Origin of the sequence: Flavobacterium sp. K5-23 (assembly GCF_023278045.1) — a bacterium.
Taxonomy (GTDB): Bacteria; Bacteroidota; Bacteroidia; order Flavobacteriales; family Flavobacteriaceae; genus Flavobacterium.
In genome coordinates, this window is record NZ_CP056783.1 from 2,333,703 (window position 1) to 2,345,108 (window position 11,406).

Consider the following 11,406-nt stretch of genomic DNA (forward strand, 5'->3'; position numbering starts at 1 on the left):
GCCAAACGGCTTTTACAAGCTGATGTACTCAGGCTTTCTATTTATTTCTTTAGCACCATATTTTTTAAATTGATACTACCACAATGAATATTTTGATCACTTGATTTACTGTCACTTTTTGATCCATCATTTTTTATTCTATAAAAAAGATTTTGTCCTTTTAAGCTTAGTCCTGTTCGTATAGTTCCGTGTGCTCCTTCGGTTAAGCATAGTGTTACAAAATAAAAACCATTCGATTCTTTTGGGTTAATGGTTCTTCTTAATGATGCAGATTTATGAATATTTTTATCTAAAAAAGAATTTAAATTTGTCAGTCCATAATTAAACAAAGGAAATTTTTTAAGCGTCATTGTGTCGGCAGGAATTAATACTTTATAGTATTTACCTGGTAAAGACGGAATTTCGTATGAATCTACAGGAACGTCCATCTTCAATTCTAGAGGACTATCTGTTAGATTGGTAATTTGAGTCCAAAATATGGCATAATTATATACTTCGCCATTAACATCAGTATATTTCATTCCACCTCTTGGGAAGCTGTTTTGTATTATTATGCTCTTACCCTTAGAATCGTTGTATTCATATTCGGTATGAACGTCTTTGTCATTGTAATTAGCCAATGTTTTTTTACTTTGGATATTGTTTACTGAACTTAAAGTTGCTGCGTCAACAGTATCTGGAGTCGATTTATTTGCTTGTCTACAGGAAAAAAGTCCTATAGCAGCCATAATTAATATTAGCGTTTGTGTTTTCATTCTGGTGTTTTTAAGATAGGGTACAATGTTCTCGCGCCTCTAGCCGGTATACAAGCTTTTAAAACGAGTATTTTGGCTAAACGAAAATACGATTAAAAACGGTAATTCCACCGCTAGCGCGAGCGTCTCGCTCGTGCACACAAAGAATAATAACATTAAAAATAGTCAATTTTAGCAATCGTAATCTTCTATTTTGTTTTTCGAGCTAAAATGAAACAAGAAAAGTATAGAAATAAATAAGTCAAAAAAGAGAGTTCTATCGAAATCTCTTTTATTTTTGCCAAATGTTAGAAATTCTTTACCAAGACGAATATATTATAGCAATTAATAAACCAAGTGGATTGCTAGTCCACAAATCATTTTACGCGCGCGATGCAAAAGTTTTTGCTATTCAAGAATTGCGAAATCAAATAGGAGGGCGACACGTTTATCCTATTCATCGGTTAGATCGAAAAACATCTGGTGTCTTGTTATTTGCGTTGAATAAAGATGTTTTAAAAATTATGAATGATCGTTTTGCCACACGCGAAGTGGAAAAAAAATACTTAGCAATTTTACGTGGTTGGTCACCTGAAGAACTAACGATTGATTATGATTTAACCAATGATGATGGTATTATACAAAATGCAATAACCTACTTTCATCGATTGCAAAGTACCGAAATTGAGTTAGAATTTAACAATCAACCAACGTCACGATATTGTTTGGTAGAAGCGATTCCTGAAACTGGACGTATGCATCAATTACGAAAACATTTCAAACATATTTTTCATCCCATTTTAGGAAGTCGTCCACATGGTTGTAACAAACAAAATAAATTATGGTTGGAGAATTTTGAAATGAAAGGAATGATGCTTCATGCACATCAGTTAATTTTTAATCATCCAATAACAAATGAACAACTTATCTTGAATGCAAAGATTAATGAAGAGTTTAGCAGAGTAAGTACTATTCTTAATCTAGATATGAATAAGTACGAATAGAATAATAATTTGCAAATTAATGCTTTAAATTAGTGTTGTATTTGGAAATAACAGTTTGCAGTATAAAGAGGAGCAGAGTTGATATTTCAGAATTTTGATCAATTCTTGAGACATTTATTAAAAAATCAGGAGACTTTTATATCGTTTGGTATTTTTAAGAATATTTAAATTAAAAGCTCAAACAATGTCTTGTGACTTTGCGGAGCGGAGATAGAATTAAATTGATTTAGATTGTATGCACAATAGGGACGCTCGCGCAATCTGGAGTTCTTATTTCATCAGGTAGACTGTCTTAAATTGTTCGCACACAATTACCATATTTTCGTCAAATTCCTCATTGAAAGGTTTCATTTCTCTTGTATAATAATCTTTATGAACCTTTTTCCAATACTCTAATGATTTATCGCCTTCTCCTTCAATTTCAGCAAATTCTGATGTAATCTTGTTGTATGGAACTTGCTCTACTTTTGTTGTCTTAATTACAGCTTTAGCATTTCCGCTCCAATCTGTTATAATATACTGGTCTCCAACTTTCGGAAGTGACTCATTATTTTTTTCGTACCACCATAATGAAGTCGCTGTTGCTCTTTTTATTCCTTTTACAACCAAATCAGCACAGTCATTGGCATCAAATTCATTATCACAAAAGTAGAAGGAAATAGGGGTTTTTAGACTTTTATTTTCAGGGTTTTCAGCGATATAATTTTCCCATAGAATTTCAACAGATTTTTTATTTTCCTCGACATCTTTCATATGATTTTCAGTGTTTTCAGATTTACAGTTAATTAATAAAAACTAAAATGGTAAAAGAATTAGCTTAGTTAAATTACTATTCATTGGTTTTCGTTAAATGCCTTACGTTTCGCTGCTTTGATATGGCTGGAAGTTCGTAGCCGCTCAGTTTTCGGCTTAACGAAAACACGATGCGAAACGGTAATTCCACTAAAGCCTCAAATACGGCAAAACGTGTGTTGGCATTTCGTGTTTTATTTTTTTCGTTTGTAATGATTCTGTGTTATTTGGTTCAGATATGTTTTTGCTCCAATCAGTTCAAATTTCAGTTCGTTTGGTAATTCTGCAAATAATAAAGAACCGCCACCTAACAAAATCGGAATTGTCGTAATCACCATTTCGTCAATTAAGTCCTCTTTCAAATAGTTCCGAATTGTGGTTCCTCCATCTACGTATAAACGATTAAAACCTTTTTCGTGAATTTGGTCTAAAATTTCAGTTAACGTTCCTATGACCATAAACGCTTTGTCTTTATGAGATTTAGGCATTTCTTTTAACTTATTACTCAATACGAAAACAGGTTTGCTATATGTCCAATCAATATCAAATCCGAGTACAGTTTCAAATGTTGTTCGTCCCATAACAAGTGCGTCAATTCCCTTGTTAAACTCTATATATCCCATATCATTATTGTTGGGATTTGGTATAGAATGCAGCCAATCAATTCCACCATTTTTGTCAGCGATATATCCGTCTAAACTTGTTGCGATAAATACACTATTCTTTTTATTCAATTCCCATTTTTTTTTGTGTACAATCAATGTACAAACTATTGTCTAAAAATATTTTGTTTCCCAACATTCCTGTCATATCAGAAAATTTCATCATTAAGTATTGGGCTTGAGAAAATCCCTCTACATAAGTAACATTATTTAAAGGTATTTCGAGGTTGGAAATTTGTATTTTTTGGTTGCAGTTTGCTGTGTATACAGTTAAAACTTTATCCCATGATTGTCCTTTTTCGATGTTTACTTTTGAGTTGGGTAATTTTAATTTTTCCCATACTTCTTTGCTGGTTAATAATTCATAGGCACTTGTACCCGAATCAAATAAAAATTTATTCTCTTTCCCATTTAATAAACTTCTAACGATGATTTTTCTTTTTTTGAATTTAAAATCAAAGAGTTTGGTTTGAAATTGAGTGGGCACTTTTGATAAATTTAAAACAATATAATTTTCTTTAAAATTGATGAGTGTTTTCCTGTCTTCCAGAATGTCTGCTCCAATAGTCCCAATTATTTTTAGGGAATCATTATTATTGTCATTTCCTAGATTATAAATTTTGAATTTATCGGAAGTGATTTTTGTTTTTCCAATATAAAAAGATGTTTTTGCAACTTCTTCATTTGTATGTATTTGACGTATATTTTTAATTGATTTTGAGTAAAGAATAGTGTAGGGCGAACCTGTATCAAATTGCAAATAATAGGTTGCTGTGTCACCCGGAAAATATATAGGAAGCAACAACACATTTTTTTCTGTACCCAACCACGTAAATGGAATAGAACCACTTTCATTTTCGACTGTCAAATAATTTTTTTCCGGAGTAAATTTTTGGTCAAAATAAATATAGCCACCAAGTACAGCTAAAACCAAAACGACCATAAAAGTCAACATAATTTTCTTTAAAATTTTCATTTGTTTTTTTTTTACAAATTTCAACTTTAGAAGACATTTTTTTGCAAAAGTAACACGCCAATTTTACGTCAATCGACTGACAAATTTTACAAATAATTGATTTTTAAATTTTTATGTAAATCGTTTTTTTTGTTTAAACTAATACCGTTTATAATAACTACCAATAATTTCAAGCAAATAATTAACAATAATGGAAATATAAAAAGCGGAAAATGTAGTGATAATCCTTTTTGAATAAATGGACTTGCGATTTGAGAAACAACTAGTGCAACCGCTATTAGTATTTGAACACTTACTATACTTTTTCCAAGTTCTTTGTTTTTTTGGTCGTTTGTTTTGTAAGTTAAAATTAACGGGAATATAACTCCTCCAAAAGGTATTATAAGTCCAAATAAACTAGAAAAATTAATCAATTTTGCTCTATCAAGTTTTATAATTTCTTTGGAGGGAATTAGCTTTTCAGGTTCCGTTTCAAAGATATTTGCAAGAGCCTTCAAGGTAAATCCTTTTGGGATATTACCTGCCTCAATCCTTTGAATTGTTCTTAGCGAAAGTCCACTTTTGTCGGCAAGTTCGGTTTGGGTTAAGTTTTTCTCTTCTCTTAAATGTTGAACTATTGATTTCATTTTCGTTTTGTTTGCGGTTCTTGTAAACTTTCTGCTAACGTTTTGCCACTTTGAGATAGCTGGAAGTTCGTAATCGCTCAGTTTTAGGCTTAACGAAAACTTGATGCGAAACGATAATTGCACTAAAGCCTTGTGTATTGTGTAACTGCCGTTACAGGCTGGTTGTTTTTGTCGAAATTATGATTTTAACCGCAAACTTTTCAAGTTTCCTTTGGCAGATTCCAACTTTTACACTTTTTATTTGCTATTCCAATTTACGTTTCAACTTCATTTTTTTTTTAAAATTTCAGAACGGATTTAATGTCTTCTGAAATTTGCTGTTTATTTTCTATTTGTTCATAAAATTTAAAAGCTTTTTGTCTCATTTTTTCGTCATTTTTAATTTCAGAAACTTTGAGTAAACATAATGAATAGTGAATTTTAAAGTTTTCATCTTTTTTATAAGTTGAATAACATCTTTCTAAATATTCTAAACCTTCATCATATTTTTTGTTTTGAGATAATAAAACTCCTTTTAGAAATATTACTTCGTCTTTTAATTTTGGATTTGATAATTTATATTTTTCAATTGCGATATTTATATTTTCTAAACCTTTATCTACATCTCCGAAAATAGGAGAAGTTAATGCAAAACCATAGTAACCTTCAGGGTTTTCAGGAAACAAAGAAATTATTTCATTATACTTTTTTCTAGCAATTTTCAATGATCTATCTTGACCTAATCTTAATCCTTCAGAAGCTAAATTTATTTTAAATTCTAATGTTTTTTTTGATAAACTGTCAGCCATTATATAGCAAGCCATAGCCTTTTCGTCATTCAATAATCTCAAAGTGTATCCTGTGAAAAAAATTGCATCACAAAATGTCGTGTCGGTTTTGTAAGCTTTAAAGAAAATATTTGAAGTTATTTTGAGATATTTTGGGTCTAAAGATTTATTCAAATATAAAGTTTCAATACCTAAATTAAAAAGCTTCATTGCTTCCGGATTTTCAGATTTACAATACAAGTTTTTACCTTCAAAGTAATCTTGAGAAAAAGTTAAATTAAAGCTTAATATTAGTAAAGTAATAATGATTTTTTTCATTTTAAATATTTCTGTTTTCTATGCGGTTTTTTGGGTCAACTTGCCTGTAACGTTTTGTTGCTTTGCTCGGATTTAGGGACTAAATTAAGATTTATCTTTAGGTTAAACACTTTTAATTCAAGTACAAGACCAACTTCAAATTATGCCGAATACCCAAATCCGGCAAAACCGCTGTGTGTGCCCTGCATGAGCAGGACCCACACTGTAAGCTCGAATAAAAATTCGAAAATACAAATTTACGAATTCTAAAACAAATCTTACAGTGTGTTATTTTTCCAGAGGGTATAAGTCCCTTATGGGCGGATTGAAACCCCGAACCATTAGTACGTCGCAAGCTGGTTTATCGTGAGATATGCAGTGAAGGAAGCGAAACGGCAAAATCCGGTACTGACGAACAGAAACGGCATAAGAGGCTGTTATACGAGGATAAGCAAGCACAGCATTGCAACGTCCAAAGATTATCAAAATCGTATCTCAGTAGATGTCGCAGGGATTGGACGAAGGAAAAAGCTCTTACCAGGGGAGGTCTTTGCAACCACGAGTTGGTAAAGTAAAGAAGTCAGCAGAAGTCATAGTACTTGGGGCAACGAGTTGCGAATAGATACCGCACAAGTCTCACAAACAAGGAAGGACTGAACGCAAGTGGTTCTTAATTTCTAAAGGAATGACGCAAGTTATAGCCCTAGAAAAGCGGAACAGTAAGAATTTAATGTAAAACTTAAGAATGATTGCACAAGTAACACATCCTTACAATCTCCAAAAGGCGCTACGTCAAGTAGTAGTCAACAAAGGTAGTGCTGGCGTTGATGGTTTAAAAACCACTCAGCTGACGGATTATTTCCGTGAACATAAATCTGCATTACTGGAAGATATTAAGAATGACCGTTATCTACCGCAACCCATTCTTGGGGTGGAGATTCCCAAAGGAGGCGGAAAGTTCCGACTCTTGGGAATCCCAACAGTAGTCGACAGACTACTTCAACAAGCCGTATCGCAAGCGATGATGCCAAGATTCGAAAAGGATTTTAGTGTGAATAGTTTCGGATTTCGACCCAATAAAAATGCCCGCCAAGCGGTAGGCAAAGCCTTGGGAAACATTCACGAAGGCTACAATTATATTGTAGATATTGACCTAAAGACCTTCTTTGACGAAGTCGATCATTGCTTGTTGCTGAACCTAATTTACCAAAAGGTAAAATGCCCAACGACTTTACGGTTAATCCGCAAATGGTTGCGAGTGCCTATACTCATCAAAGGAAAACTGGTCAAACGTAGAAAGGGCGTTCCGCAAGGAAGTCCGATTAGTCCGCTTTTGTCAAATATCCTACTCCACGAATTGGACAAGGAATTGACAAGAAAAGGAGTGAAGTTTGTTCGTTATGCCGATGATTTTAGCATTTACACCAAATCGAAAACCCAAGCCAAAACGGTTGGTAATGCTATCTTTCTGTTTTTGAGAGACAAGCTAAAACTGACTATTAATCAAGAAAAGAGTGGGATTAGAAAACCAATTCAGTTCACGATATTGGGATTTTCTTTTGCATCGACTTATCAAAAAGGCGTAAAAGGCAGGTATCAGTTAACGGTAGGAAAGAAAGCTTGGGCAAAACTCAAGCAAAGTTTAAAGGAAGCGACCCGCAAAACCGCACCTAGAAGTTTCGAGGAACGAATCCGAAAAATCAATGAAATCCAACGAGGATGGTTAAACTATTTTCGGGGAACGAGTATTCAAGGAAAGCTACGAGATATTGATGGTTGGTTGCGCAATCGTCTGCGCTATTGCATTTGGACGGATTGGAAGAAACCCGAACGCAAAAGGAAAAACCTGATGCGACTAGGAGTTGATAAAGACCACGCCTATGCTTGGAGCAGGACAAGAAAAGGAGGCTGGCGTATTGCTCAAAGTCCGATTCTAACTTCTACAATTACCCTACTACGGCTTAAGAAGAAAGGCTATCGGTCTATGTTGGAAACTCACATTGAACTCAACCCATCACTTTGCGAACCGCCGTATACGTGACCCGTACGTACGGTGGTGTGAGAGGCGCACTCCGTTAGTTTCTAGCGGAGCCGTCTACTCGATTGGCAAATCGTTTTTTTTATTTAAAATATTTTTTAGCATCCTCCCAAATTTGATATTTACTATGTTCTCCTAAATAATAGTAAAATTTTCCGTCAGGCTTAATTAGGATAAAATTTCCATATCTGACTTCGTAAGGGAAAAAGAGTTTTTTTAGTAAATCATCTTTGTCTGCTTTCCAATTTATTCTTTTTTGATAATTATATTCAAGATTATCACATTCGGATGAGTGTATCCAGAATTGATTAATATTTGCGATTTTGTGCAGTTTTTTTAAGTAATCTCTGTGTAAAACATTCCATCCTGATTTTGAGTTAGTATTTTCATTCTTTTTCGGATATGCAGTTAAATAGTTGATAACAATATTTTGAGTTGAGTCAATTTTTTTTTCGGTCAATTCCGTTAAGTATGATTTTAAATTCTCAAAAGTATTTTTGTCAAGTTGTCCGAATTTTTTTCGAGTAACCAATAAACCTATTTGAGTTGTATCGTTCTCAAAATATAAATCTAAATTTTTACTATAATCTTTAGTTTTAATGAAATTTTCTTTACTTATTTTTTCTCCACTTTCATTATAGAAAATTATTGGTTTTTCTTGTCCGAAAGTAAGGCAAGTAAATAGGATAAATATTAATCTCATAGTCTGATATTCAGGTTAAATTTTTGCCAACTAGTATATAGTCGCTACAAAGTAGCGCCTATACACCCAAAATCGGGTAGATAGGCGCTATTGCGTAGCGGTATCTAAACAAATATATAAATAATAATTTTATTACAAATCATCTGTTTGTTATATATATTAAGGATGAATTTACATAAGGGTATTATTGAAAATAAGACGCTCTCAATAGCCCCGATAGAAACGAAAAACCTTGTGAGGGCTGGCGTTTAGCCCTCACAAGGTTTGTAGTGTATAGCGGGAGGAGACTTCATTAAAAACGAAATCATTCTGCTCCAAGAAAAAAGAAACGTATTTTCTTAGGTGTTATCTATTAGAGCGTCTGTCACTATTAGTATTAGGACGTCTTGGACCAAAGCTATTATTACTGCTTCTGCTTGTTGTATCCGTTTTTGGTTTTCTAGGAGTAGAATTGCGTTGTGGTCTTCCTTGTCCTTGTTTGATAGGCTCGGTTGACGCATTTGGGTCTGCTTCAAAACCTTTAATGTTCTCTTTAGGCAATTTCAAGCCTACTAATTTTTCTATATCGCGTAAAAAAACGGTTTCGTCTGGACTAAATAAAGAAATAGCTTCTCCACTTGCTCCAGCACGTCCTGTTCTACCTATACGGTGTACGTAATCTTCAGGGATATTAGGCAATTCAAAATTGATAACGTGTGGTAACAATGGAATATCTAATCCACGAGCCGCAATATCAGTAGCGACTAAAGCAGTTATACTTCCGCTTTTAAAACCGGCTAATGCCTTGGTTCTTGCACCCTGGCCTTTATTACCGTGAATGGCTGCTGCTTTAATACCAGCGCTAATCATACTTTCAGTCAGTTTGTTGGCTCCTTGTTTGGTACGTGTAAACACCAAAATTTGTTGCCAGTTTCCTTCTGTAATCAGTTTGATTATCAATTCGGTTTTTTTCTCTTTTGCACAAGGATATATTTTTTGAATAATAGCATCCACTGTAGTGTTTTCGGGTGTTGCTTCAACCTGAACCGGTTTGTGCAAAATACCCATTGCTAATTTCTTAATGTCTTTAGAAAAAGTTGCTGAGAACAGTAAGTTTTGTCTTTTTGAAGGTAGTACTTTCAAAATGCGTTCAATATCACGTAAAAACCCCATATCAAGCATACGGTCTGCTTCATCTAAAACCAATATCTCCACTTTTGAAAGGGATATCAAACCTTGATTTTGTAAATCGATTAATCGACCAGGAGTTGCCACTAGTATATCAACACCTTGACGCAATTGTGCAACTTGTGGTTTCTGGTTTACACCTCCAAAAATTACAGCACTGCGCATATCTAAAAATTCACTGTATTCTTTTATGTTAGCTAATATTTGTGCTGCTAATTCTCTTGTAGGAGTTAATATTAAGGCACGAATAGGTCTATTACTAAGGTGTTTCCCTTGCGATAATATTTGTAATATTGGCAGCGTGAATCCCGCTGTTTTTCCAGTTCCTGTTTGTGCAGATGCTAATACATCTTTACCTTCTAAAATTGGTGGGATTGCTTTTTCTTGGATTGGTGAAGGAGTTGTATATCCTTTTTTGCTGATGGCTTTTAATAAAGCATCAGATAAGCCTAATGAGTTGAATGACATAATTTGTGTTTAGGAAGTAAACACTATTATTTAGAGTACTTCTTTAATTTGGCGCAAAGATACTGCTAATTTTTCCGAAGTGGTTTTGATTGTATGACTTTGTTTAAATAAAATAGAATTACTTCGTTTTTATTTATTTCAAATTTAGTAAGGGAGCTATTGATTATGGCGATTGTATTTATAAAAAAAATCGGGAGAGTATCCCGATTTTATTATAATTGTATCTAAATTCCTTTTTATCTTATATCAGCAAAAGTGTTTCCCTGATTGATGTCTCCCGTTTTGTATCCTTTCATAAACCAGTATTTCCTTTGTTCAGATGTTCCGTGTGTAAAGGATTCCGGAACTATATGTCCTTGCATCTTTGCTTGAATGGCATCATCTCCCACAGCATGGGCTGCACTCAAGGCTTCATCAAGATCTCCATCTTCAAGGATGTCTTTCATTTTCTGGTTGTAATGCGTCCAAAGCCCAGCATAAAAATCAGCTTGCAATTCCAGCGCAACGGATAGTTTATTGGCTTCGGTCTTGCTTTTACCTTCTTGCATTTGCCTCATTTTAGCTGATGTACCTAGTAATGTTTGCACGTGATGCCCCATCTCATGAGCTATTACATAGGCTGTGGCAAAATCACCTCCTTGTGCTCCAAAACGCGTTTTTAACTCTTCAAAGAATGTTAAATCCATATATACTTTTTGATCAGCTGGGCAATAAAAAGGACCAGATGCCGAAGTTGCATTTCCACAAGCTGTATTTACTCCGTTTTCAAATAAAACCAGTTCTGGGTTTTTATATTTCATATTATTTTCTTGAAATATTTTGGCCCATACATCTTCATTATCCACTAATAATGCATTTATAAATTTTCTCTCTTCTAACTCTTTTACTGTAAGATCTCTTTGTTCAGTTGGTGCACTTTGTCCTTGGTTCATTTGCTCTAAAATAGGCGTAAGCATTTGTGCATTTTCACCTCCAAACATATTTATCAGCAAAATTATAATTCCTATTATCCCTCCACCAACAATCGTTTTACCGCCAGAAGACATTCCTCTACGGTCATCTAAATTATCACTTTTTCGTCTTCCTTGCCATTTCATATTCTATTCTTTTTATGTTGCTATTTTATTTTATTTCTAAACAAAATTATGTATTAATTCGAAATATAATAACCT

11 protein-coding genes are annotated in these 11,406 nt (G+C 33.7%); 2 read left to right on the forward strand and 9 right to left on the reverse strand.

Going from position 1 to position 11,406, the window contains the following annotated elements:
- Window positions 1-41: 41 nt before the first annotated feature.
- The gene (locus FLAK523_RS10210; protein ID WP_248903094.1) at window positions 42-755 is read right to left on the reverse strand and encodes a hypothetical protein; all 714 of its coding nucleotides are present in this window, start codon (window positions 753-755) and stop codon (window positions 42-44) included.
- Window positions 756-1,039: 284 nt separating this feature from the next.
- On the opposite strand from FLAK523_RS10210, the gene FLAK523_RS10215 reads away from it, so the two are divergent.
- Entirely contained in the window at window positions 1,040-1,738 is a 699-nt protein-coding gene (locus FLAK523_RS10215) for a pseudouridine synthase (protein WP_248903115.1), read from the forward strand.
- 270 nt (window positions 1,739-2,008) lie between these two features.
- Here FLAK523_RS10215 and FLAK523_RS10220 read toward each other — a convergent pair whose 3' ends face one another.
- The 5 genes from FLAK523_RS10220 to FLAK523_RS10240 form a co-directional block, all read right to left on the reverse strand.
- The gene (locus tag FLAK523_RS10220) at window positions 2,009-2,491 is read right to left on the reverse strand and encodes an ASCH domain-containing protein (RefSeq protein ID WP_248903118.1); all 483 of its coding nucleotides are present in this window, start codon (window positions 2,489-2,491) and stop codon (window positions 2,009-2,011) included.
- A 233-nt stretch (window positions 2,492-2,724) separates the two neighbouring features.
- A complete protein-coding gene (locus FLAK523_RS10225) occupies window positions 2,725-3,264 on the reverse strand; it encodes a dihydrofolate reductase family protein (RefSeq protein ID WP_248903120.1) in 540 nt (179 codons plus the stop codon).
- Entirely contained in the window at window positions 3,257-4,168 is a 912-nt protein-coding gene (locus tag FLAK523_RS10230) for a hypothetical protein (RefSeq protein ID WP_248903122.1), read from the reverse strand. The genes FLAK523_RS10225 and FLAK523_RS10230 overlap by 8 nt, the downstream gene beginning before the upstream one ends.
- Window positions 4,169-4,254: 86 nt before the next feature.
- Window positions 4,255-4,794: a helix-turn-helix domain-containing protein gene (locus FLAK523_RS10235; RefSeq protein WP_248903124.1), complete on the reverse strand. Its 540-nt coding sequence runs from the start codon at window positions 4,792-4,794 to the stop codon at window positions 4,255-4,257.
- A gap of 278 nt (window positions 4,795-5,072) precedes the next feature.
- On the reverse strand, window positions 5,073-5,879 hold the full coding sequence (locus tag FLAK523_RS10240; protein WP_248903126.1) for a hypothetical protein: 807 nt from the start codon (window positions 5,877-5,879) through the stop codon (window positions 5,073-5,075).
- Window positions 5,880-6,603: 724 nt separating this feature from the next.
- Here FLAK523_RS10240 and ltrA point away from each other — a divergent pair.
- Complete coding sequence (gene ltrA / locus FLAK523_RS10245) at window positions 6,604-7,899, forward strand: group II intron reverse transcriptase/maturase (protein ID WP_248902809.1); 1,296 nt, start codon at window positions 6,604-6,606, stop codon at window positions 7,897-7,899.
- Window positions 7,900-7,978: 79 nt separating this feature from the next.
- Here ltrA and FLAK523_RS10250 read toward each other — a convergent pair whose 3' ends face one another.
- The 3 genes from FLAK523_RS10250 to FLAK523_RS10260 form a co-directional block, all read right to left on the reverse strand.
- A complete protein-coding gene (locus tag FLAK523_RS10250) occupies window positions 7,979-8,599 on the reverse strand; it encodes a hypothetical protein (protein ID WP_248903128.1) in 621 nt (206 codons plus the stop codon).
- A 345-nt stretch (window positions 8,600-8,944) separates the two neighbouring features.
- Complete coding sequence (locus FLAK523_RS10255) at window positions 8,945-10,234, reverse strand: DEAD/DEAH box helicase (RefSeq protein ID WP_248903130.1); 1,290 nt, start codon at window positions 10,232-10,234, stop codon at window positions 8,945-8,947.
- A 236-nt stretch (window positions 10,235-10,470) separates the two neighbouring features.
- Window positions 10,471-11,331, reverse strand: a complete 861-nt coding sequence (locus tag FLAK523_RS10260; protein ID WP_248903132.1) for a neutral zinc metallopeptidase — start codon at window positions 11,329-11,331, stop codon at window positions 10,471-10,473.
- Between the last annotated feature and the right edge of the window lie 75 nt (window positions 11,332-11,406).

What these genes read in the sequence shown, in the direction of transcription:
- ltrA (WP_248902809.1), top strand. Translation starts at nt 6,604, where the DNA reads ATGATTGCACAAGTAACACATCCTTACAATCTCCAAAAGGCGCTACGT.
- FLAK523_RS10250 (WP_248903128.1), bottom strand. Translation starts at nt 8,599, where the DNA reads ATGAGATTAATATTTATCCTATTTACTTGCCTTACTTTCGGACAAGAA.
- FLAK523_RS10215 (WP_248903115.1), top strand. Translation starts at nt 1,040, where the DNA reads ATGTTAGAAATTCTTTACCAAGACGAATATATTATAGCAATTAATAAA.
- FLAK523_RS10235 (WP_248903124.1), bottom strand. Translation starts at nt 4,794, where the DNA reads ATGAAATCAATAGTTCAACATTTAAGAGAAGAGAAAAACTTAACCCAA.
- FLAK523_RS10260 (WP_248903132.1), bottom strand. Translation starts at nt 11,331, where the DNA reads ATGAAATGGCAAGGAAGACGAAAAAGTGATAATTTAGATGACCGTAGA.
- FLAK523_RS10220 (WP_248903118.1), bottom strand. Translation starts at nt 2,491, where the DNA reads ATGAAAGATGTCGAGGAAAATAAAAAATCTGTTGAAATTCTATGGGAA.
- FLAK523_RS10210 (WP_248903094.1), bottom strand. Translation starts at nt 755, where the DNA reads ATGAAAACACAAACGCTAATATTAATTATGGCTGCTATAGGACTTTTT.
- FLAK523_RS10255 (WP_248903130.1), bottom strand. Translation starts at nt 10,234, where the DNA reads ATGTCATTCAACTCATTAGGCTTATCTGATGCTTTATTAAAAGCCATC.
- FLAK523_RS10230 (WP_248903122.1), bottom strand. Translation starts at nt 4,168, where the DNA reads ATGAAAATTTTAAAGAAAATTATGTTGACTTTTATGGTCGTTTTGGTT.
- FLAK523_RS10240 (WP_248903126.1), bottom strand. Translation starts at nt 5,879, where the DNA reads ATGAAAAAAATCATTATTACTTTACTAATATTAAGCTTTAATTTAACT.